At 37.0% G+C, this 22,692-nt stretch carries 26 protein-coding genes; 17 read left to right on the top strand and 9 right to left on the bottom strand.

The window, feature by feature from the left end; genetic code table 11:
- Window positions 1-78: 78 nt before the first annotated feature.
- Window positions 79-504 carry a DUF1801 domain-containing protein gene (locus RLO81_RS18165; protein WP_350115074.1) on the bottom strand — a complete coding sequence of 142 codons (426 nt, stop codon included), beginning with the start codon at window positions 502-504 and terminating at the stop codon, window positions 79-81.
- Between the two features lie 101 nt (window positions 505-605).
- Between RLO81_RS18165 and RLO81_RS18160 the strand changes: the two genes are divergently transcribed.
- On the top strand, window positions 606-2,708 hold the full coding sequence (locus tag RLO81_RS18160) for a tetratricopeptide repeat-containing sensor histidine kinase (RefSeq protein WP_350115071.1): 2,103 nt from the start codon (window positions 606-608) through the stop codon (window positions 2,706-2,708).
- Between the two features lie 80 nt (window positions 2,709-2,788).
- Here the strand turns inward: RLO81_RS18160 and RLO81_RS18155 are convergent, their stop codons facing one another.
- Window positions 2,789-4,546, bottom strand: coding sequence for a sodium:solute symporter family protein (locus RLO81_RS18155; protein ID WP_350115069.1), 1,758 nt, complete (start codon window positions 4,544-4,546; stop codon window positions 2,789-2,791).
- A 64-nt stretch (window positions 4,547-4,610) separates the two neighbouring features.
- Between RLO81_RS18155 and RLO81_RS18150 the strand changes: the two genes are divergently transcribed.
- Window positions 4,611-4,994, top strand: a complete 384-nt coding sequence (locus tag RLO81_RS18150; protein ID WP_350115066.1) for an acyl-CoA thioesterase — start codon at window positions 4,611-4,613, stop codon at window positions 4,992-4,994.
- A 1-nt stretch (window position 4,995) separates the two neighbouring features.
- On the top strand, window positions 4,996-5,244 hold the full coding sequence (locus RLO81_RS18145; protein ID WP_350115063.1) for a hypothetical protein: 249 nt from the start codon (window positions 4,996-4,998) through the stop codon (window positions 5,242-5,244).
- Here RLO81_RS18145 and RLO81_RS18140 read toward each other — a convergent pair.
- Together RLO81_RS18140 and RLO81_RS18135 are read right to left on the bottom strand one after the other, a co-directional pair.
- Window positions 5,241-6,110 carry a TraB/GumN family protein gene (locus tag RLO81_RS18140; protein WP_350115060.1) on the bottom strand — a complete coding sequence of 290 codons (870 nt, stop codon included), beginning with the start codon at window positions 6,108-6,110 and terminating at the stop codon, window positions 5,241-5,243. The two genes, RLO81_RS18145 and RLO81_RS18140, sit on opposite strands and share 4 nt — an antisense overlap.
- A gap of 108 nt (window positions 6,111-6,218) precedes the next feature.
- Window positions 6,219-8,117, bottom strand: a complete 1,899-nt coding sequence (locus tag RLO81_RS18135; protein WP_350115058.1) for an AAA domain-containing protein — start codon at window positions 8,115-8,117, stop codon at window positions 6,219-6,221.
- 86 nt (window positions 8,118-8,203) lie between these two features.
- Between RLO81_RS18135 and trxA the strand changes: the two genes are divergently transcribed.
- From trxA to RLO81_RS18120, 3 genes are all read left to right on the top strand, one after another.
- A complete protein-coding gene (gene trxA, locus RLO81_RS18130) occupies window positions 8,204-8,500 on the top strand; it encodes a thioredoxin (RefSeq protein ID WP_350115055.1) in 297 nt (98 codons plus the stop codon).
- Between the two features lie 188 nt (window positions 8,501-8,688).
- On the top strand, window positions 8,689-8,982 hold the full coding sequence (locus tag RLO81_RS18125) for a hypothetical protein (protein WP_350115052.1): 294 nt from the start codon (window positions 8,689-8,691) through the stop codon (window positions 8,980-8,982).
- A gap of 379 nt (window positions 8,983-9,361) precedes the next feature.
- Window positions 9,362-10,294 carry a TerC family protein gene (locus RLO81_RS18120; protein ID WP_350115049.1) on the top strand — a complete coding sequence of 311 codons (933 nt, stop codon included), beginning with the start codon at window positions 9,362-9,364 and terminating at the stop codon, window positions 10,292-10,294.
- A 120-nt stretch (window positions 10,295-10,414) separates the two neighbouring features.
- On the opposite strand, the gene RLO81_RS18115 is transcribed toward RLO81_RS18120, so the two are convergent.
- A complete protein-coding gene (locus RLO81_RS18115) occupies window positions 10,415-11,143 on the bottom strand; it encodes a DUF1223 domain-containing protein (protein ID WP_350115046.1) in 729 nt (242 codons plus the stop codon).
- 153 nt (window positions 11,144-11,296) lie between these two features.
- On the opposite strand from RLO81_RS18115, the gene RLO81_RS18110 reads away from it, so the two are divergent.
- The 9 genes from RLO81_RS18110 to RLO81_RS18070 all read left to right on the top strand — a co-directional run bounded on the left by RLO81_RS18110 (window position 11,297) and on the right by RLO81_RS18070 (window position 17,907).
- Complete coding sequence (locus RLO81_RS18110; protein ID WP_350115043.1) at window positions 11,297-12,046, top strand: putative zinc-binding metallopeptidase; 750 nt, start codon at window positions 11,297-11,299, stop codon at window positions 12,044-12,046.
- 56 nt (window positions 12,047-12,102) lie between these two features.
- Complete coding sequence (gene pdeM / locus RLO81_RS18105) at window positions 12,103-12,744, top strand: ligase-associated DNA damage response endonuclease PdeM (protein ID WP_350115040.1); 642 nt, start codon at window positions 12,103-12,105, stop codon at window positions 12,742-12,744.
- A gap of 751 nt (window positions 12,745-13,495) precedes the next feature.
- A complete protein-coding gene (locus RLO81_RS18100) occupies window positions 13,496-14,011 on the top strand; it encodes a GFO_1088 family ECF-type sigma factor (protein ID WP_350115037.1) in 516 nt (171 codons plus the stop codon).
- On the top strand, window positions 14,001-14,510 hold the full coding sequence (locus RLO81_RS18095; protein WP_350115034.1) for a PG0215 family putative anti-sigma factor: 510 nt from the start codon (window positions 14,001-14,003) through the stop codon (window positions 14,508-14,510). Before RLO81_RS18100 ends, RLO81_RS18095 begins: the two co-directional genes overlap by 11 nt.
- Window positions 14,511-14,521: 11 nt before the next feature.
- Window positions 14,522-15,034: a DUF4252 domain-containing protein gene (locus tag RLO81_RS18090; protein ID WP_350115031.1), complete on the top strand. Its 513-nt coding sequence runs from the start codon at window positions 14,522-14,524 to the stop codon at window positions 15,032-15,034.
- A 32-nt stretch (window positions 15,035-15,066) separates the two neighbouring features.
- Window positions 15,067-15,573 carry a DUF4252 domain-containing protein gene (locus tag RLO81_RS18085; protein WP_350115028.1) on the top strand — a complete coding sequence of 169 codons (507 nt, stop codon included), beginning with the start codon at window positions 15,067-15,069 and terminating at the stop codon, window positions 15,571-15,573.
- A gap of 137 nt (window positions 15,574-15,710) precedes the next feature.
- Window positions 15,711-16,178 (top strand): DUF4252 domain-containing protein, encoded by a 468-nt coding sequence (locus tag RLO81_RS18080; protein ID WP_350115025.1) that lies wholly within the window; start codon window positions 15,711-15,713, stop codon window positions 16,176-16,178.
- 6 nt (window positions 16,179-16,184) lie between these two features.
- Window positions 16,185-17,084, top strand: a complete 900-nt coding sequence (locus RLO81_RS18075; RefSeq protein ID WP_350115022.1) for an ABC transporter ATP-binding protein — start codon at window positions 16,185-16,187, stop codon at window positions 17,082-17,084.
- A 16-nt stretch (window positions 17,085-17,100) separates the two neighbouring features.
- The gene (locus RLO81_RS18070) at window positions 17,101-17,907 is read left to right on the top strand and encodes a DUF2705 family protein (protein ID WP_350115019.1); all 807 of its coding nucleotides are present in this window, start codon (window positions 17,101-17,103) and stop codon (window positions 17,905-17,907) included.
- Between the two features lie 46 nt (window positions 17,908-17,953).
- Here the strand turns inward: RLO81_RS18070 and RLO81_RS18065 are convergent, their stop codons facing one another.
- The 4 genes from RLO81_RS18065 to RLO81_RS18050 form a co-directional block, all read right to left on the bottom strand.
- Window positions 17,954-18,409, bottom strand: coding sequence for a hypothetical protein (locus tag RLO81_RS18065; protein ID WP_350115016.1), 456 nt, complete (start codon window positions 18,407-18,409; stop codon window positions 17,954-17,956).
- A 124-nt stretch (window positions 18,410-18,533) separates the two neighbouring features.
- Window positions 18,534-18,962 (bottom strand): type II toxin-antitoxin system VapC family toxin, encoded by a 429-nt coding sequence (locus tag RLO81_RS18060; RefSeq protein WP_350115013.1) that lies wholly within the window; start codon window positions 18,960-18,962, stop codon window positions 18,534-18,536.
- Window positions 18,952-19,206 carry a DUF6364 family protein gene (locus tag RLO81_RS18055; protein ID WP_350115010.1) on the bottom strand — a complete coding sequence of 85 codons (255 nt, stop codon included), beginning with the start codon at window positions 19,204-19,206 and terminating at the stop codon, window positions 18,952-18,954. The genes RLO81_RS18060 and RLO81_RS18055 overlap by 11 nt, the downstream gene beginning before the upstream one ends.
- Window positions 19,207-19,350: 144 nt before the next feature.
- Entirely contained in the window at window positions 19,351-20,043 is a 693-nt protein-coding gene (locus tag RLO81_RS18050) for a hypothetical protein (RefSeq protein ID WP_350115007.1), read from the bottom strand.
- A gap of 231 nt (window positions 20,044-20,274) precedes the next feature.
- Between RLO81_RS18050 and RLO81_RS18045 the strand changes: the two genes are divergently transcribed.
- On the top strand, window positions 20,275-21,996 hold the full coding sequence (locus RLO81_RS18045; protein ID WP_350115004.1) for an amidohydrolase: 1,722 nt from the start codon (window positions 20,275-20,277) through the stop codon (window positions 21,994-21,996).
- A partial coding sequence (locus RLO81_RS18040) for an alanine racemase (protein ID WP_350115001.1) occupies window positions 21,983-22,692 on the top strand: 710 nt, incomplete at its 3' end. The genes RLO81_RS18045 and RLO81_RS18040, both read left to right, overlap by 14 nt.

Genomic DNA, 22,692 nt, shown 5'->3' with positions numbered 1-22,692 from the left:
GGTTGTCTTTTGAAACGGACTTCCTTTTAACGAACATATTAACATTAACTTTAAGATTAATCCCCCAGATTAGGTGAATTAAGCGGTTTTTGGATACTTCTCTTCCATTTTTTCGAATGACAACCTAATCATCTTTTCGAGTACTTCCATGTCAACCTGATCAAGGGACTTAATATAGAGACAGCTTTTTCCAATTTTATGTTTGCCCAATTTTTGAAGAAGCTCATCATATTCTTTGAAACCAGCCATTAGGTAAATGGTAAGTGCCTGCTTGCGTGGTGAGAAACCAGCACGAAAGAAATCACCTTCCCGGCCGCTTTCATATTTGTAGTGATACTCTCCGAAACCAATCATACTGCCTCCCCACATTTTAGGTTCCATCTGTGTAATTTCTTTGATAATCTCTAAAACCTCAAAGCTGTCTTTTCGCCTGGTTTCATTTTCAACACTCTCTAGAAACTGAGTTACTGACTGATCGGTTGCGGTGGTTTTATTTTGCGACATTGTATTATGTGTTGCTTATCAACCATTAATTTAACAAATAGTACTCAAGCTTATAAAGATCAATCTGGAATTATTGATTATATTGATTGTTTAATTGTAGCATGAAAATCATCAAGACGATACTTTTTGTACTTCTTGCCGTCTCTGGCTTTTCTCAAACCAACGTTATAGATAGCCTTGAACAGCTTATACCTACACTCAAAGAAGATACAAATAAAGTAAAAGCTTTAAATGGCCTGGCCGCTGCCTATTATAATGTAAACGCAGTTAAAACACTCGATTATGCAACTAGAGCCATGTTGTTGGCAGATCAATTCAACTACCAAAAGGGTGTTATGGAGAGTTTTAAAATGTTAGGCGTTGGGTATTGGATTAAAGGTGAAATTCAAGAAGCACTGATGAATTATGAAAAGAGCCTTGAAATTGCAACACTTCTGGACAGCAAGAGGGATATAGCCAGTTTAAACAATAACATGGCGGTTGTACATACTGATCAGGGTGAGTATTATGTTGCACTTCAATTATTTTTTAATGGGTTGAAAGCAGTGGAAGAAGGTGGCTATGATGATCTGTTTATCATATTCAATCAGAATATTGGTGACACCTATAAAAACTTGAATGATGTAGATAATGCCATAAAATACACTCAAATAGCGCTTAATAGTGCCAAAGAAGCTGACAACAAAAGAAGCGTTGCTGTATGCAACAATAATATGGGTGAGATTTTTATGCTCGATGGCAATGAGAAGTTGGCACTTGAGAGGTTTTTAGAAGCAAGGGGGCTGTTTCAGGATCTTGGCAATAAAAGAGGGGTTTCTATTACTACTTCAAATATTGGTGACGTTTATTTTCTTTTGAAGAGGTTTTCAGAGGCCCAGTCAGAATTACTGATTGCCTTGGAATTATTTAAAGAGCTAGGTAACCAGGATGGAGAAGCAAATACACTAATTCAGCTGGGCAGATTGTATTTGGAGCAAAAAAAGTATGATCAGGCGCCTAATTATCTAAATAATGCATTGTTAATAGCAGAAGATGCAGGCCTGCTGGAAGTGAAAAAAAATGCATTGAAAGCATTATCCAATTATTATAGAAATACCGGACAATTTAAAATAGCGCTCGAATACTTGGAACGGCACGAAATTATAAAAGACAGTTTGTTTAATCTTTATAAAAATAGGCAGGTTGTTGAATTACAAACACTTTATGAGAGTGAAAAGAAGGAAAGGGAAAATATTCTATTGCGGGAAGATCAGTTGAGAAAGGATGAGCAACTGAATAAACAGTCTTCTCAGCAAAGAATGCTACTGGCATTTTTAATAGTCACTACCTTATTTGTAATTGTTTTAATCTATTCCATAATACAATCATACAAAGCTAATAAGAAGCTAAAGACACTAAATAATGTGGTGCTTGAACGGAATGAGGAAATTCAAGCTCAGTCTGAAGAATTGAATGAAGCCTATGAAGAGATCAAAACTATCAATAGTAACCTCGAAAAAACGGTATTAAGCAGAACCGAAAAACTGAACAGGTCTAATGCAGAACTTTCTGAGTTTTTATATCGTGCCTCTCATGATTTAAAAGGCCCGATTATGACACTTCAGGGTCTTGCCTACCTTGGAAGCAGGGATGGCGAAAGAAATTACAAAGATATTATTGATCGGGTGAGTAAAACGGCTGATGAAATGAACTCCACACTTAATAACCTACTTCACGTGAATGTTGTGCGTAAAAGTGATTTAGCCAATCAGGAAATTGACTTTAACAGGATTATTAACAAAGTGGTAAATCCTAAAGAAAGGCTTATTAGTGAAAAGGGCATCAAGGTTATAATAAATGTGTCAATTGATGGAACCTACGTTTCAGATCCTGATTTGCTCGGAATTATTTTCGAAAACCTCATCAGTAATGGCATACAATATAGCGATCCGAATAAAATTGATAAAAAGGTGGAAATAACTATAAATAGTGTGGCAAGCTTCGTGCAAGTACATATAAGTGACAACGGGGTCGGAATAGAGGAAGATCAATTAGAGAAAATTTTCGAGATGTTTTATCGCGGTAATATACATTCTCATGGCAATGGCCTGGGACTTTACATTACTAAAGTAGCTGTAGAAAGTCTTAACGGTAAAATTGAGATTAATAGCGAAGTAGGTGTGGGCACTGACGTGAAAATGGTTTTTCCAATTGGTAAAGAGTAGATAAGGGCAAACCAACAACCAACAATCAACAACCACCAACTAACTAACAACCAACCACCAACCACCAACCAGTAACTAGATCACTTAAAAATCTCCACTTTTCTCGCACAAACTCTCATAAGAATAAAGGATAAGATTGCAGTACACAAATACATAGCTGCGTAAATATAGTCTTGCAGAATTAGACTTCCCGTAGAAAACAAAATACAGTACGCCATTATAATAGCACTTAGCCAGCAAACCGCTAAAATTGCTAAACGCTGAATTTTCCAGTCTTTACGAAAATGTCTCCAATCACCCTCAGGTTGTATTCTATCGTAAAACTCTTTTAGTACCTCACCGTCTGTTTTGGACATATATGTGGCTACAATCCATGAAATAGTAGTAAATCCAACTGTAAAGAAAAAGCCTTTTGGGTTTTCACCTATTCCCATTCCCCAGGTTGGATCATGCAATACAAAAATATATTTTGTAAGCGCATAGCCTATAAATGGTGCAATGGTAGCCACAATTTCGCTCCATGCATTAATACGCCACCAATACCAGCGTAAGATCATTACCAAACCTAAACCTGCACCGCACTCAATGATAAATGCCCATACACCAGATATGGTTTTAATTTGAGTGGTTACAAAAATGGCAACGATCATAATAAGTACAGTCACAATTCTGGAGGCCTTGATTTGCTGGCGGTCGTCAGCTGTCTTATTTAAAAAACGATTGTAGAAATCATTGATCAAATAGCTGGTTCCCCAATTCAACTGGGTAGAGATTGTACTCATATAAGCTGCAAAAAAAGCAACCAAAAGTAAACCCTTAAGCCCTGTGGGAAGGTAATCCTTCATGGCCATCACATACCCCAGCTTACTATCTTCCGGACTTAAGTCTGGGTAGAGAACAACTGCACAAAGGGCTACAATTATCCATGGCCAGGGGCGGATACAGTAATGTGCTATTTGAAAGAATAGAGTAGAGTAGATGGCATCTTTCTCCGACTTGGTGCTCATCATTCGTTGGGCAATGTATCCACCACCACCGGGCTCTGCACCCGGGTACCAACTTGCCCACCATTGAATTCCAATAAAGGCAAAAAAACTGCTAAAACCGAGTACTAACATTGTCCCAGAATTTTCTGAACCTATGGTAGGGAAGAACGAAAGTGTACCTTCTGGCAGGTTGGATTTTAAATTTTGTATACCACCAATTTCATCTGAATTTAAAACGATAATGGCCAGTACAATGCTACCAATCATAGCAATAACAAACTGAATGACATCCGTAAATGCAACTCCCAACAAACCAGACATAGCCGAGTACAAAGCCACTACAACCATTGCTGCAGCCACATAGTAAATCTGCTCACTTGCCGGAATATCAAAAAACACTTCCAATAAGGACATGAGTGCCACATTTACCCAACCAATTATCAGTACGTTCATAAACAGCCCAAAATAAATGGCCCTGAACCCTCGCAAGAATTTTGCAGGATTTCCGCTATACCTGATTTCAATGAGTTCTAAGTCTGTCAGCACATTAGCTCTGCGCCAGTAGCGTGCAAAGAAAAAAGTGGTGAGCATGCCACCGGCCAGCATGTTCCACCATAGCCAGTTCCCTGCAATACCATTTTGTGCTACTAATTCGGTTACAGCCAATGGTGTGTCGGCAGCAAAAGTGGTAGCCACCATAGATATACCAGCAATGTACCAGGGTAAATTTCTGCCACCTAAAAAGAACTCACTAATATCTTTACCGGCCTGGCTTTTATATTTTAAGCCAATGTACAACGTAATGGCAATGAAAACAGCAATAATCAGGTAATCGAGTAATTCTAATTGCATGGACAGATATTTAGGTCTCAAATTAGATCAAAATATTTGTGCTACAAAAACTTATCTTTGACCAATGCCATTCTCACATACAATTACCGTAAAAGCTGATGATATCGACCAAATGGGTCATGTAAATAATGTAGTGTATTTACGCTACGTGCAGGAAGTGGCCGAAGCTCATTGGAAGTCATTCGCTTCTCAGGATTTACAAAAAGATGTGTTGTGGGTGGTGTTGCGCCATGAGATTGATTACAAAAAACAGGCCTTTGAAAATGATCAACTGGTGGGTGAAACATGGGTGGAAGAGGCATCCGGCCCGAAAATGCCGAGAAATGTGGTGTTAAAGAATGCCAAAGGCGAGGTAGTTATTCAGGCAAGAACAATATGGTGTGCACTTAATTCATTTACTAAGCGACCCTTGAGAATTGAAGAGTCATTATATCATCAGTTTAAATGAGATGAAAGGGTATTGTTCGACAGGGAAAAACTATTATCACAATAAGGAAAGTGCAGAAGAGGCATTAATTGAGCATTTAGGAAGGAATACATATTCCGAAGGCGCTGGCCCGGTTAATGTGTATCTTTGTCAATTTTGTGATGGCTATCACTTCACTTCCAAAGGAAATAAAAGTCAACTACTGGATGATCCAGAAGTTCAAAAGCGAATCCAAAAGCTCAGGATTCAGTCGGAATGGGGTTTTAACTAGAAGCTCACCTTAACAGGAGAAACGACATAGCCTTTTGTTTCCAATAAATTTAATAGACTTACATCACCAACAAGGTAAGGAGCTCCTAATGCGATGAATGTTGGTTTATCTTTCATCATTTCTTCAATTTTCGGAAGCCAGCTTAAGGCACGCGAGTCGTAGTACACTTTTTTAAATAGCTGGCTTTCATTAGTGGCCTTAAATGTTTCGTTTTTTACTTTTACCAGATCTTGGTTTTTTAGATAATCTGCAACCATTGCTTCATAATCCTGAATATGCTGATCGAAATTATTGACAGTATGCTTTAATGCTTCTACCTGATCTTCAATCGGGAATTTTTCAAAAGCGTTTATTTCTTCTTGGATGGTACCTAAGCTCTCAGTTTTTAACTTATGCTTTTTAGCCACTTCATGTAATTTATGTTCCGTGTAAACGATATTATCCCCTAACTTAAGAGCAGTGGTAGTAGGAACTAAAATTATAGGCTGCAATCGGCTGTAAAAATCATGGTAAGCATGTTCTTTTACTTCCATATCCAATAAGAGTAATAGTCTTAACTGGTTTAATTCATCATCTGTAAGATAATCATTGATCCAGCCATTATTAGGAATTTTTACTGCATCATTAAATTTCTTTTGAGTCTTTCTGTTTTGCTCAAACTTGGCAGCATAAATCTCACATTCCTCCATGGCTTTATCCACTGCAGGAGGCACAGAAAATTGATCTGCCGGCAAGAAATTAATTATTCCCATCAGGTAAGAGGGCTTCTCCAAACCATTACCCGACACTTTATATAAAATTGATTTTTCCTGTGCCTGTATTGAGGCAGCAATAAAAAGTAGTGCAACTATAAGTCTACCAACCATGAGTTTATTTGATTAATTGGAGGTGCAATATAATGAGCTGAACATTCAGGTAGAAGCAAGATTTAAATAAATTGTTGTCGATGTAATTTTTTTTAGAAGATAGTAGAATTAATGCATGAATTCATAGGCACTTTTATATACGCCATTATTTTGGGCATACTCAATAAAGGCATTGTAAAATTTGTTCTGACTCAAAGTGGCACTATCGCCTACTACTACTAATTTCTTTTTTGCTCGCGTCATGGCTACGTTCATTCTACGCTCATTGGCTAGAAAACCTATTTCTCCTTTTTCATTAGATCGCACCATGCTTATATAAATAATATCACGTTCCTGCCCCTGAAAACCGTCAATGGTATTGATTGATAATTTACCTTCGAAGCCTTTTGGAACTTGAATTATTTCTTTTAAATAACCAATTTGAGCACTGTAAGGAGCAATAATGCCAACACTCAATTCCTTTGTATCTCCAATATTAATAAGCTGATTTAAATAGTTTTCTAAATGGGCTTGTAAGATTCCTGCCTCTTCTTCATTAAATGAGCTTTTGGTTTCAGGATCGATAGATTCATAAAATCCGGTGCCAGCTGTATCTATGAACTCTAGTGGATCATCTTCAGGAAAAATAGTATGGTTTGCTACTGAATGATGCGCTTTTAATTGGCCATCGTAAAAATAGTTATTCGAAAAGCCCATAATTACTTCATTCATTCGGTATTGTTCCTGAAGTAAGGTTTGAGCTTCATCCTTTTTCATGGCTTTCTCAAACAGGCTAACATCCAAGCCACCTTTGGCCGCCTTCATCGATTTAATGGTTGGCGGCAGTTGATGATGATCACCAGCGAAGATAACACGCTCTGCTTTAAGAATAGGAATCCAGGTAGCCGGCTCTAACGCTTGTGCAGCTTCATCAATAAATACTGTCTTAAATTTTATGCCTTTTACTGCATAGTTATTGGCAGCTACCAGCGTACCGGCAATCACCTGAGCCTTTGAAATAATATCGTTAGTAATATAGAAATTGAGCTGTTCTGCAGCATCTTTATACTGATGCGCTTCGTCATACATCAGTTTCCGCTGCTCGCGCTCTGCATACCCAAAAGAGCGTTTGTATTTTTTGGCCATACCAAAATACTCATCGGCCTTCTTGCGCAAGGCCTTGTAATCTTTGAAGTCTTTGTGGTTGGCAATTTTTGCATCTAATGTTAAACTTAACATTTCTTCTGTTACACGGGCTGGGTGGCCAATACGCAATGCATTCACCCGATGTTCAGTTAATTTTTCAACTAATAGATCAACGGCATTGTTACTTGGTGCACACACTAGTACCTGATTTTCAGTCTTTAGCGTTTCAACAATCGATTCAATGAGGGTAGTAGTTTTGCCGGTGCCTGGAGGGCCATGAATAACGCTTACTGACTCTGCGTTTAAAACGTTGTTTAATGCTCTATTCTGACTTTCATTCAAACCTTGTGATTGATAAGGTTTGGCCTCTTTAAATTGAGGGGTTTCATTGCCCAATAAAATATTCTTGAGTCTAAGAGTATGATCATCTTCTATTTTGATCAATTTCTTTAATGCTTTGTTCATCTCCTTGTAGGAGCTTTCATCAAAGAGAAGTTGTACGCCCAATTGCCCATTTTTCATCCAATAGGGTTCATCATCACTATTTAAGGTGATCAGCATCTGATCCTTAGACACGTTATTCACTACACCATTCACGCTTTCTTTATTCTCACCTTCAGCGCTAAAAAAGCTTACTAGTTTGCCTGATGAAAACAGATGAGGCTCTTGATATTTTTCTGGTCGCCTTACGCTAATGACTAAACGTTCTCCTGCATTAAATCGAGTATTCTCTATTATGAGTGGAAACCAACATACGCCTTGTTTCCTTCGTTCAGCAATCGAAGTATCGCTCATTTTCAGTTTGTATTGATGGAGGTCTTCTTCTTTCTCTATTTTCAGAAGCTCAATAAGTCGCTTAATTCCCTGATCTATGTCTGACATAAAAATTATTGATCCGTAAATATAGGAAAGGAACCACCAGCCTATATTGTTTTGTTACTACTGATATTAATTAATCAGAATACTATATGTCTAAATTCAGTGAACTAATCAATGGCGACCAACCCGTGTTGGTCGATTTTTTTGCCACCTGGTGTGGCCCATGCAAAATGATGGCGCCAATGTTGGATCAGCTTAAAAGCGAGATTGGTGACAAAGCTAGAATTGTAAAGGTGGATGTTGACAAGAATCAAGCCGCTGCACAGAAATATAATGTGAGGGGAGTGCCTACGTTGATATTATTTAAAAATGGCAAGATCAAATGGCAGCAGTCCGGTGTGGTTCAACCAGCCCAACTAAAGCAGGTGATTGAGCAATACAGTTAATATTATAAAATCTGATTTGAGTGATTGGATAGGCTACTTCCAGAGCCAATATGTAATTGATAATTCAATCCATATCCTTAATTTTTTTTGGATTTTGAGTCTGATTAATTTTTTTTGTAGTTGATAAAACTAAAATGCAATAAAATCGTTTTAATCGTATAGCTACATTGAATGATAGTAATACTTTTATGAGCGGTATCACCAAAAAATTTCTAATTATAACCTTACTCCTTTTCGGTGGAGTTGGGCTATATCACGAAAGTGCAGGAAATGGCTTAGTGCCACTCACAGAGGAATCAGTTCCAAAAGAAGTGAAAGAGTCTTCACTTCTTTGCAATGAAAGGCAGAAACAGCGCACCCAATCGCTGGTTTATGTTGTTAAGAATTGGAATTCTTATAGCGCATCAGTTCCTAAAATGCGTAGGTCCAATCATTTTGTTAAAACAGATCTTTTTATTCGAAATAGGTCACTCTTGCTTTAGAGGTTAATGCTGGTTCATAATTATGGGCCATTTTTCTGAATGATGACTTCCTAATGTTAGGAGGTCTCTAACAATACTCTATTCTAAACAGAAAAAACGCTGGTCACTACAAAAATCATTTAACCATGAAGAAGAAAACATCAATGCTCGAATACTGTAAAATCATTTTGTCTAAGGTATGTTTCGATAGCAAATTGTACCGCAAGGAATTTCGCAAATCAAGGCGATGGCTTACTACAGCCGAACAAGAAGAATTAAAGCACTGGCTGAGAAAAAATAAGCTTATTCCCAGTTATCAATTGAATAGGCAAAACTAAAATCATAATTGGAACGAAGCGAGAAGAATACAGCAGATAACTATTAACCTCTTATTCATACTATGGAATTATCAACCTTGTGGATAGCCTTTAACGCATTCATAATCCTGATGTTATTTATTGATTTGGGGGTTTTTCATAAAAAATCCCACGAAGTCTCGTTAACGGAAGCACTTACCTGGACTGGTGTTTGGGTTGCCTTGGCCTTGACGTTTAATGTCTTTATCTATTACTATTTTGGTGAGGATAAGGCCTTTGAATTTCTTACCGGATATGTTATTGAAAAATCTCTCAGTGTAGATAACATTTTTGTAATGGTTTTAATTTTCTCTTACTTCAATGTACCCAGTAAGTATCAACACAAGGTCTTGTTTTGGGGAATATTGGGAGCACTCATAATGAGGGTCATATTCATCTTAGCGGGAGTTGAGCTCATCCAAAGATTTCACTGGTTGATTTATGTATTTGGAGCTTTTTTGATCGTCACTGGTGTGCGAATAGTTACTGCCGGAGAGGAAAAGTTGCAACCTGATAGAAATCCACTTGTTAGATTAGCACGTAAATTTTTTAAAGTAACACCTGACTTTGTCAATGATAAGTTTTTTGTAAAAAAGAGTGATGGATTGTGGGCGACACCTTTGTTTCTTGTTGTGCTGGTAGTAGAGTTTACAGATCTCATTTTTGCTGTTGATTCAATTCCAGCAATTCTTGCAATAACCAGTGACTCCTTCATCGTTTACACCTCTAATGTGTTTGCTATTTTAGGATTGCGATCACTTTATTTTGCTTTGGCCGGTATTGAAAAATATTTTTACCATCTGAAATATGGTCTATCAGTCATACTGGTTTTTGTAGGTGTCAAAATGTGTATTTCAGATTTTTACAAAATTCCTATTGAGATTTCATTAGCTGTTATTGTGTTAACACTGTCTTTTGCGGTTTTAACTTCTATGGTTATGCAATCACAGGAGAAGAGAAACGAACAATTAGAATAAGTAGTCTAGTTTCCCGGGCGGCTTATGTTGATAGTCGCCCGTAGATATATTCTGGATTACTTGGAAGCATTTTACAGATAAACGCGTTTTAAAAAAAATTAACCTTCGAACCAAAAATGACTAGATTTTAGTTTTTACCGCTCCCTTTACTTCCAAACTTTTTTCATCCTGTAAATAAAGAATCAGTAATTTTTCTTTAGAAGTAAATTCTGATAATTCGATGGATAATGAGCCACTATCATCAGCATTAATTGCTTTCAGGCTTCTTACCACATTATCATGTTTTAATGTTTTGCCATGATTCTCACCTCTAGGCACATAATTCTCTACATGGCGTTCAACAATGGCTGCATTGAGAAGAAGGTTAGTTGGCTGTTTGTCCAGAGAATAAGAAAAGGTGAGCTTACCACTGTGCACTTTTAAATCAGAAATTGAGATAGAAATTGGATCAAGGTCAATTTTATTAAGTGCATTATTCAATTTGGATTCATAAGAGCCAACAAACTCATACTTTCCATTCACTATCATTTGAGGCGTGTAAATGGCATTTAATTTAAAATGGCTGCCATATTTCCGCTGCCTCTTAGTAAACTCTTCACTACTGTATGGGTCTTTCCAGCCCAAGTAATTCCAATAGCTCACATGATAGGAGAGGGCAAATACGTTATCATTACCGGCAATTTTACTCAGTACTGCATCTGCAGCCGGACAGCTGGAGCAGCCCTGTGAAGTAAATAGCTCAACTACGGCAATGGATTCACTTTTAACAGGTTTGGTTTCTTCGAAATGAGTGAATGAAATAATAAAAATGGAACTACTTATAATGAGGAGTAAGGCTAATCGTTTCATACAATAGTATACTCCTATTGCATCTTGCGGTTATGTAAGTTGAAAGACAATCTGAGTTATTTGTTAATTTAAAGTGCTTATGGTTCTTTTTTGTCTATTTTTCAGAACCAATATTCTTGCTGGCTTTTGATGTTGTAAACTAATCAGAATCTTATGATAAAATATCTTATTGCTTACCTACTTATAGTTTTTTGTGTTGATATTCAGGCTCAAACAATAAGCTGGCAAGATTCTTCAAGTAATTCGGTAGTTTACTTACATATAGATGAGGCTGATTTTAAAGAACATAAACACAGAACTTCGCCCAAGTTTGATGTGATAGAAGCCCCATCGAAGCATCATCAAGCTATTTTAGCAACTATGAGCACAGCACTCAGAAAATATCCAATTGAAGTTATCAATGAACACTTTGAAAAAATGTATGTGTATGAAGAATTTGATAAAAAACGAATTGCGATGGGTATTTACCTTGGTAGGCACGGATTTTTCTTTGCTGTAAGATATAAGGATGATGGTTCAATAGACACGGAGATACTCGAACGTTTGATCCATCATGAGTTTTCGCATCGTTTATTCATGTTTGAAAATAAAGGTTTTGATGATAAGGCATGGACAGCAAATAACTCTTTGAAGTATGGGGAAATTAAAAGCTATCAGCAGAATTTAGATTCAGACCTATTTGATAAAGGGTATATCTATAAATACAGTGTTATGAATAAGTTGGAGGACTTTTCCACTTTTGCGGAAAACCTGTTTGTGAGTAAGCCGGGGTTTTGGGAAGCAATTAAAAGTCATGAAACATTAAGGAACAAATTCAAAGTTGCTAGTGAGTTTTACGAATCAATTGACCCACAATTCAACGAAGCCTATTTTTTAAATATGCACGGTGTAATCCTAGATTGACATCTTAGGATGTCTTTTCATTTGCCTCATTAGATCTTCTCTAATAATTTCACACCATGCAGGAATTTGTGCTTAGTGGTGTATTACTCAATCTCTTAAAAGAAAAGGCGATTTTCATACCTGATCATCGCATTCTTTTAATCTCAGATCTGCATTTAGGTAAAGTCAATCACTTCAGAAGGTCTGGAATTCCTGTACCTCAAAAGGCGAATGATCGCAATATTGAATTGTTGATAGACCTTCTTCAGCAGCAAAAGCCTGAGCGAGTCATTTTTTTAGGAGATCTTTTTCATAGTCATTATAATGCAGAGTGGGAAGTTTTCGGACAGGTACTCAAAGCTTTCCCAGAAATACAATTTGACTTGGTTCAGGGTAATCATGACATTATGAGTCCGTACCAGTATGAGAAATTGAATATACAAGTGCATAAAGATCAATTGCAATTGGCCCCATTATTATTGTCTCACGAACCTTTAGAGAGTCAGTTTGAAGGCTATAATCTAGCCGGCCATATTCACCCGGCAGTAAAACTTCAAGGTGCTGCCCGACAAAGTTTGCGTTTACCTTGCTTTCATTTTGGCGAAAAACAGGGACTCATGCCTGCCTTTGGCGAATTTACAGGGGCTTACACTATCAAACCTAAAAAAGGAGATGATGTATTTGTGATTATGGATGATTCTGTGGTTAAGGTGGGCTAGATAATACTCAAATTACTCTTTTACTTAAGGTCAATGTTGACGAAGGAGTTATTTCCCTCAATGAGTAAAAACAGATAAAATTTTTGGGCTGTCTTTCCAACTAACCTTACTAAGCTTCAAAAGCTTAGTAAGGTTGATCTTCAAGCTCCTTCGTTCGACAAGGAAGGTCTTCTCAAGTTAGTACATCAATTGTTAAAAGTACCGTAAACCCACTTAGTAATTCCGATAGCTATCGGACTCCTTTTGTCGGCATGACACATAATTTTAGATTTTTCCACTGAGTTACAGAGACCTTATTTTTAATTGATTATTAATCACCGTACTAAAAATCAAATTACTCTATACGATAAAGTCATCCTGACGAAGGAAGGATCTTCCTAAGTTCGAACTACAATTGAAAAAAGTATCGAGAACCCCACTTAGTAAGATGCCTCCTTTTGTCGGCATGACACATAATTTTAGATTTTTCCTGTGAGATACAGAGAGTCAACTTTTGATTTGTTTTAGTCACATCACTAAAAAATCAAATTACTCTATACAATAAAGTCATCCTAACGAAGGAAGGTCTTCTCAAGTTAGTACATCAATTGTTAAAAGTACCGTAAACCCACTTAGTAAGTCCGATAGCTATCGGACTCCTAATGTCGGCATGACAGTATTTGATAGTATGAAATCATGTTTTAAAAAAAAATCAAATTATTTTTTCACTACCTTGTAACATACTGCCATCACGGTCGTCTTGCCTATGAATATGAGTTTGGAAGCTTTTAAAACAAGAGTATTACCCACTAAGGATAAGCTATTTCGATTTGCTCTTAAGTTAGTAGGTGATGCCGATGAAGCGCGGGATATCGTTCAGGAAGTTTTCATTAAAGTATGGAACAAGCGTAGTGAAATGGATGAACTGGAAAATATGGAAGCCTGGTGCATGCGTGTGACCAGAAACCTTTCATTAGACAAGTTAAAATCCAAAAAACGTAAGCTAACCGATAGTCTGGAACCAACTCATGAGATTAGTATGGGAGACAATGTAACTCCCTATAAATCAGCAGAGTTAAGTGATACAATGATTAAAATAGGAACATTTATTTCATCTCTACCAGACAAACAGAAGCAGGTAATACAGCTTCGAGATGTGGAAGGGTATTCCTATCAGGAGATATGCGACATCCTAGAAATAGATATGAATCAGGTGAAAGTAAACCTGTTCAGAGCAAGAAAATCAGTCCGTGAGAATTTATTAAATGCGAATGCGTATGGACTCTAAAAGAATTGAAGAATTAATAGCGAAATACTGGGAGTGCGAAACCACCCTGGAAGAGGAGAAAGAACTGAAAAGCTACTTCTCAAGTGGTGAGTACGATGCAAAGTTTAAAGATATAGCCCCATTATTTCAATATTATACAAATGAAAAGGAATCGGCTTCATTAGATGGTTTGTTTGATGAACAGGTGCTGGCAGAAATTGAACAAGGTGTATCATCAGCGCCTAAAAAGGGCAGAGTGTTAAGTATGTTCACCAATATTTCTAAAGTGGCCGCTGTAATACTAGTGGTTGTAGTTGCCGGGTATTTTATCCAGCAGGAGATTAAAGAAAAGGAGCAGCCTTATTTAACAGATACTTTTGAAGATCCTGAAAAGGCATTCGAAGAAACAAAAAAGGCACTTCAATTAATAAGTAAAAACTTCAATAAAGGCAGAAAGCAAGCTAAGAAGCTTTCAACATTTAACGAAGCACAAGAAAGAGTAAAAGAAAATAATCTATAAAGAATAAAGACATGAAGAAGGTATTAACAGTATTGATAGTTCTGGCAGCTTTTGCAGCAAACGGACAAGATGCTATATCACGGTTTTTTGAAAAGTACGCTGACGATGAGACATTTACAAATGTGACCATCACGAGCAGAATGTTCAGTTTGTTTACTGATCTCGAAATGGAATCGAAAGAAGATCAGGAAATATTAGATGCCATTAGTAAGCTGAAAGGACTGAAAATTTTGGCCAAAGAAGAGGTAAATGGCAAGTTAATGTACAAAGAAGCGTTGGCCTTATTGCCAAAAGGAGAGTTTGATGAGCTGATGTCTATCAGGGAAGAGGACAAAGACATGAAGTTCATGATCAAAGAGAAGGACAAGAAGATCAGTGAATTGGTGATGGTTATGGGTGGCGATAGGGAGTTTTTTATATTAACAATCTTCGGTGAAATTGATCTGAAGCAAATGGCTAAAATATCCAAAGCCATGGATATCGATGGCCTCGATAATCTCAACAAACTGGATAAAGGAAACTAAATAATAATTAACAACTCAAAATAAATAACAACATGAAAAAGTTAAGTCTAATAGTAGCAGCATTGGTCATCTGTGGGAGTGCATTTAGCCAAAGCAAATCGGTAGAAGCATTTCACAACAAGTACAAAGATGATCGTGATGCTTCAGTGGTAACACTCAATGGAAACATCTTTGGTTTGATCTCCAACATCGCTGGGTTCTCTGAAGAGGAGGATGCGCAGACAGTTTCAAGAATTGCAAAAGGAATAAACTCAATGAACGTTCTGGCACTACCTATGGACAAAATAGGCATCAGTGTAAAGGAAATCGACAACCTGAGAGATGATATCAAAAAAGAAGGCTATGAAGAAATGATGACTGTTAGAGATGGCAGAGAAAGAGTTTATTTCCTTGCTAAAACCAACAAAAGTCAGATTAACAATATGCTGATTTTAACAAATAAGGATGATGATGAATTTGTATTGATCAACCTGGATGGTATTCTGGAAATGAAAGACCTGGCTTATTTAGCAGATCATCATAAAGAGTGGAGTAAGTAAGGATTAATAATTGAATGAGTGTCATCCCGAAGGCATGAGGGATCTTACTAAGTGACTGATCGCAGTTTAAGTAAGATCCTTCCTTCGTCAGGATGACATATCTTTTATATATTTAACTTCTCAATTAATAATTGTCTATGATAAAGACACTCACAATATTGCTTTTGGCACTACCCGTCTTTTGCTTATCACAAAGCAAAACCACAAAGGAGTTTCATGAAGATCATGAAGATGCCTTTGTTTTATTTTTTTACAGCAATACACTCAAAATGCTCAATCAGGATGATAACCCTGAGTTTGAAGAGCTGATTAAGGATATTGATAAAATGAAATTCATCAGAGTAGATAAGGCCGCTGAAAATGTGGGTAAGGATGATTACAAAGAGTTGGTAGCGAGTTATTACGATGAAGATTTTGAAGACCTGATGACTATGCGCCACGAAGGTATGAACGTAAATGCCTACATTCAGGAAGATGATGGTGTAACTACCGGTATTGTGCTATTAATGCAGGATGAAGAGAGTCTTTCCATTTTAGATATCAAAGGCTCGGTAGCTATCAGTAAATTGGCAACACTTATTTCTAAAGTTCAAAATTTTAACTAACCATTTATGGAGTCAGTTCTGACGATCAATAATCTTACTAAAAGGTATGGCCGACTCGTGGCTGTTAACGACCTCTCATTGGAAATCAAAAAAGGAGAAGTATTTGGCATATTGGGCCCTAACGGTAGCGGTAAAACCACTACACTAGGAATGCTGTTGGATGTCATTCGTAAAACCAGTGGAGATTTCAAATGGTTCGGTAAGCCTGCAACAAAGGAAATGCGCAAGAAGATAGGTGCTATATTAGAAACACCTATTTTCTATCCGTATTTATCGGCAGTGAAGAATTTGGAAATTGTTGCTGAGATTAAGGGCGCGCCTAAAGAGAACATTGAACCTGCCCTTAAAAAAGTTGAGCTATTTGAGCGTAAGCACGATAAATTCAAAACCTATTCATTAGGTATGAAGCAACGTTTATCTATTGCCTCGGCCTTGGTATGCGACCCTGAGGTAATGATTTTAGATGAGCCTACGAATGGCCTTGACCCACAAGGAATTGCAGAAATACGTGAACTGATTAAAAGTATTGCGAAAGATGGCAAGACCATTATACTTGCCAGTCACTTGTTGGATGAAGTACAGAAGGTGTGTACCAACTTTGCGGTGTTAAAGAAAGGAAACTTACTTTATTCAGGGTTGGTAGATGATATTGACAAAGGCGAAGTAAATGTGGAGGTTGCGTCTGATAACCCTGATTTATTTAAGGAGTTGGAAGCTTGTGATTTTGTATCTAGGGTTTCGGAAGATATGGGCAAATACATGGCTTTACTGATGGGCGATAAGCAAGCCGCAGACCTCAATAAATATTTATTCGATAAGGGAATTATGGTGTCTCATCTTATCACCATGAAAAAGAGCCTTGAAAAACAATTCCTTGAACTATTAGCGGAATCAGATAACGCATAAGCCTAACTACACTTTTATGAATATCATCAAACTAATAAAAATAGATTTAATAAAACTTACCAACTACAGGGCGTTTAATGTGCTTATCGGGTTATATGCACTGCTTATTGTGAGTGTACCTGTATCGGTTACAGAGTTTTTAAAATGGTTAAAGGTAAAAGGAGCGGAGTTCGAAAATTTCGATCCGATGAAGATTCCCATTCTTCATTTTCCTGATATCTGGCAGAATGTCACGTATGTATATACTTTCTTAAAAATATTTTTAGCCATTGTGGTGATCATATCGGTATCTAATGAATTTTCATACAAAACAGTAAGGCAGAATATTATTGATGGACTTTCCAGAACCGACTTTTTAATTTCTAAAGTGGCGACCATCTTATTATTATCTGTAGTTTCTGCCATACTGGTTTTTGTAACTACCTATGTAACCGGCTGGATTTACACACCAGATGTAAGCATTAGTGAAAGTTTAGAAACCAGCAGTTTTGTATTCGCCTATTTTCTAGATTTGATTGGCTACTTGCTGTTTGCATTCCTGCTTACAGTCATTCTAAAGCGCTCTGCTTTAACCATTTTCATACTTATGCTCTACCGCCCGATTGAGTTTACCATAATGGGTATTTTACCTAGTAGTTTGGATGCGTTGGATAATTATTTTCCAATGCAAGTGTTAAGCAGCCTAATCGAAGTGCCATTCCCACGTTACTGGTTCCAGGAAATTCAGGATTATGTGGCTTGGGATGCAGTGGCAGTGGTGATAGTTTACATTGCTCTTTTTGTTTACGCGATTCATGCGAAGCTGAAGAGTAGTGATTTGTGATATTGGTGAAAGATTTGTATCCAATTACAATATCTTCATTTCTAACTCATTTCACAATGTTCTCAATGTCTTCCTTTATTGATTGATCTGTTAGGTTACTCAAAAAGTGATGAATGAGAAAAGCTATAACTAATCCTATTACAGTAAACGAAATTGGCCAGTCAGTAAATTCAATAGTTATTATAAGACTCAGTGATGAAATCAATAGATATGATATTATTCTAAAAGTCCAGTCTCTGCTTATTTGAAGAGTTAATTCTTTTTCCTTAATCTCAATAAAAAATGGATCGGTGTATTTAATATCAAAATATCCTTGCCTTATATTTGGTTTACGCCAAACTTTAAATTTTTTATTATTGATTTTATCTCCATAGTATCTTTCAGCAATTTCTATCGTTCCGATTTTTTTATGATAATTAAAATCAATTGCTTTCTCTATCTTCTCAACTATTTGTTGATTTTCATATTCTGATCTTATAAGTACCTTGTAATATCCTTTCATAACTACAACTAATGACAGAATTTAAAACCAATTAGCTAGATATTTTTTCATCGTGCATAATCATTTATTATAGAGAAATATCACTGTGTTATAATCACCCCTAATGAAATCCAAAGTAGCATCTTTATAAATCAATTTCAATAGTTTTTATCAAAGTCTCAGGAGTGAAAATGGCAATTTTAGATTTTTTATAGTCTTTGGTATTACGGGTTAAAATTGCTTTTAGCCCTTTAATTTTCTGTGCTGTTGAGTATTGTATGGCATCTTCAAAATCAGAGAAACTACTGTCAAGTGCATTTTTTAAGTCAGTCTCATCTACCTCAATAACAGAAATCAATGCTAACAATTCGTGTATAATACTTCGAGCTTTTTTTTCTCCCACTACTTTCTTTATTACGTAATGTATATTATTAATGCACAGTGCAGATGTGTAAAGTTGAATTATACCCTTATCACTTAAGTTTAAAATCTTGGAAGATGCTTCCGCATGAGGTTGTCTGTCAATCAAAAAATCTATGATAACATCTGTATCAATGAATATTTTAAACCCCATGCTTTTTATTTATTTCGGCTTCTAACGTTTTTTTATAATCAAAATCTGCATCAACCTTTAAAATACCTTGTAGTTTTTTAATCCTGGGTGAAATATCTTCTGTATTCTCTATTTCTTTTGCATCTATGAGAAACTTGAAATAGTTTTCTACCATTTCTGATAAACTTCGTCCTTTTTTAGAAGCATATTTTTTGGCCGCTTCAATGATTTCCTTTTCAAGGGTCAGTGTTAATTTGGTATTCATACACGTGTTTATTATTAAGGATTAACACGTGCAATATATGAAAAAGTTTCTATTAAAGAGGAAAAATTGTTTGATAGCTATTCAAACAGTATCGGTAACCAAAGAATAATAGCCTACATCCAAAATTAGCGCTTATATGGAGAATCACTGCGTTATAATCACCCCTAACGAAATCTCCAATCCTGTAAAATCCAGCGTAGCATCTTTATAATCTACTTCTCTGGTCACTAATGGTCCGGCCATATTGCCTCCGGTATAGCTGCCTTTAATAGGGAAGTCAGCACCGCCAATATAGTAGTTCACTTCAAAGCTTAAGCCCCATTGGCTGGTTACGTACACTACATACTCAGCGCCAAACATCACTCCAAAACCAAGGCTGCTATCAAAGTCCACATCCGAATTAGCTACATCCCAACCTTCAAAAGTACGAATGGCCTTATCCAGATTGCCTGTCATAATATTATTATCAAATGTGCCAAAACCAAAACCACCGCCTTTGACTTTAAACTCCTGGTTTTGTGTTACATATTGCAAAACCAGTTCAGCAGGTATTAGCATTGTAAAGTTAGGCCCAACAATTGGGTCTTTAGTTTGTAAATCACCCAGATCCGTTACATTCATGCCCGACATCCTGTAAAGTGAAAAACCACTTTGAACCACTATAAAATCACCAAACTGAATGCCCAATCCGCGCAGTGAAAATGGACTTATGGGTGTAGAAAAGTAGCCATTCTTCGGAAGAAAGTATGAAAATGATATTCCAACTTCCTGAGCTTGTGCTGGTTTGTTTAGTGCAAACAATGAAGAGAATAATAAAACGGCAATCAGTTTTTTCATAGCGTGAATATTCTTCAACTAATTAGTAATTTTCTGAATTGATAACATAACATGTTATATCAAAATCGTACGTGTCATTCTGAATTCATTTCAGAATCTCAAAATTAGAACTGCTCCTGAACAAAAGATTCTGAATCCCTCGCCTGACCAGTCGGGCAGGAAGTTCAGAATGACGGTTTTTGTTGATTTTGATATAACGAACAACTTTAAGTTAAAACTAAGAATATATTTATGAATCTAAGACGCACCCTTTTACTTTCTCTGCTAATCATTGGTTTCTATAGTTGCACTACTACAGAAGAAATACAATATGCAGATGCTATCTATTCTAATGGTAAAATCTACACAGCGGACTCTTCCAACAGTATGGTGGAGGCTGTTGCTATTAAAAATGGTCGAATTATTTCCACAGGTGCTTTGGAAGAAGTCAATAAACTAAAAGGAGATTCAACACAATCAATTGATTTAAATGGTGCCACCATGACTCCCGGCTTTATTGAAGGTCACGGGCATATGATGGGTCTAGGTTTTAATGAATTGGATCTTGATCTCTTACCTGTAAAGTCTTATGACGAGTTGGTTAAAATAGTGGCTGAAGCTGTTGCTAATGCAGAACCTGGCGAGTGGATTTTAGGGAGAGGTTGGCACCAAAGTAAATGGAATACGGAAAATGAGATGATGGTGAAGGGTTTTCAGACGCATAATAAGCTTAGTGAGGTATCACCAAACAACCCGGTGTATTTAAGACATGCAAGTGGACATGCCGGTATAGCTAATACAAAAGCTATGGAAATTGCTGGAGTGTTACAAATGAGTAAAGAATCACTAAACGAAACTGAGGTTGACGGAGGTGAGATTATTCGTGATGAACTGGGCAACCCTACAGGCATTTTCAACGAACGTGCTATGACCTTAATTACAAAGCATATTCCAAAAAATAGTCCCGAAAGAATGGGAAAGGCGTTGCAGTTAGCCACTGAAGCTTGCTGGCGAAATGGTATAACCAGCTTTCACGATGCTGGGATAGACACAACAACCATTGATTTGTATCATCAGGCAAAAGAACAAGGCAAGCTTGGAGTTAGAATGTATGCAATGCTTACAGGATTCGACCAGTCTTTACTAAATAGATGGTATGAAAAAGGACCTGAAATTGACACGGTGGATTATCTACTTACAATTAGATCTATCAAATTAAATTGTGATGGCGCGCTAGGTTCGCGAGGTGCCTGGCTATTGGAAGAGTATACAGATCGTTCAGGCCATTTTGGAATGCCAACATTACCGATGGATTTTGTCTTAGAGACATCTAGAAAAGGTTTGGCTAATGGATTTCAAGTATGCTCACATGCCATTGGTGATAGAGCCAATCAGGAGATTTTAGACAGATATGAAAGTGCATTTACAGAGTATCCGAATATTACAGATCACAGATTTAGAATTGAACATGCGCAGCACCTACACCCAGATGATATACCAAGGTTCGGTGAGTTAGGAGTCATTCCTGCCATGCAAGCTATACATATGTCATCAGACAGGCCTTGGGCGATTGACAGGTTAGGAGAGAAGCGGATTGTAGATGGCGCTTATGTTTGGCAATCATTAATTGAGACCGGAGCAACTATCGTGAACGGGACAGATGTACCAGTGGAACCAATCGATCCTTTAGCATCTTTTTATGCAAGTGTTTCCCGTAAAACATTGGAAGGAACTCCCGAGAACGGTTATGAGCCTAGACAAAAAATGACGAGAGAGCAAGCATTAAAATCCTATACAATTAATGCGGCATATGGTGCATTTCAAGAAGAAGCCTTGGGCTCTATTGAAGTTGGAAAACTGGCAGACTTCACGGTTTTTGATGAGGATATCATGACAATACCGGAAGCTGAAATCCTCAATACAAAAGTGATAAAAACTGTGATAGGAGGTGAGGTTGTTTATGAAAATAACTAAACCCACACTTATTCTCAATGAGGGTGTTTGCAAAGCAAACATTGCCCGGATGGTTAATAAAGCTCAAAGCCACGGCCTGGAGCTTCAGCCTCATTTTAAAACACATCAATCCAAAGCTATAGGAGAATGGTTTCGTGCTTCTGGTGTCAGTAAAATAACAGTGAGTTCTGTAGGCATGGCCATGTATTTTGCTGAAAACGGTTGGCAGGACATTACCATTGCATTTCCCTGTAATATCCTGGAGATTGAAGCTATAAACGATCTTGCACAAAAAATTGAATTAACGCTGCTGGTAGACAATCAGGCTATTGTGGAGCGGTTAGATCAGGAACTTCACCATTCTGTTTCCATTTATATTGAAATAAATTCCGGTGGCAACCGATCTGGAGTACCGGTAAATGATCAGGAATTAATAAAACAACTTGCTGAGCTGATAACCTCAACGACCAAACTAAACTTAAAAGGCCTTTATAGTCATGCCGGCCACACTTATTCTGCCAATGGTGAAGAAGAAATTGTAAAAATAGGCAGTAGCTCATTAAATCAATTAATTGAGTTAAAGAACGAGCTGATGAAATACTACCCTCAAATAATCACTTGCTTTGGCGATACACCATCCTGTAGTGTATTAGATGATTTTAAAGGGATAAACAGAATTAGTCCGGGTAATTTTGTTTTTTATGATGTGATGCAAAC

The sequence above is a fragment of the Fulvivirga sp. genome (genome assembly GCF_040220315.1).
Classification (GTDB): Bacteria; Bacteroidota; Bacteroidia; order Cytophagales; family Cyclobacteriaceae; genus Fulvivirga.
This window is presented reverse-complemented; position numbering and strand designations above follow the sequence as displayed.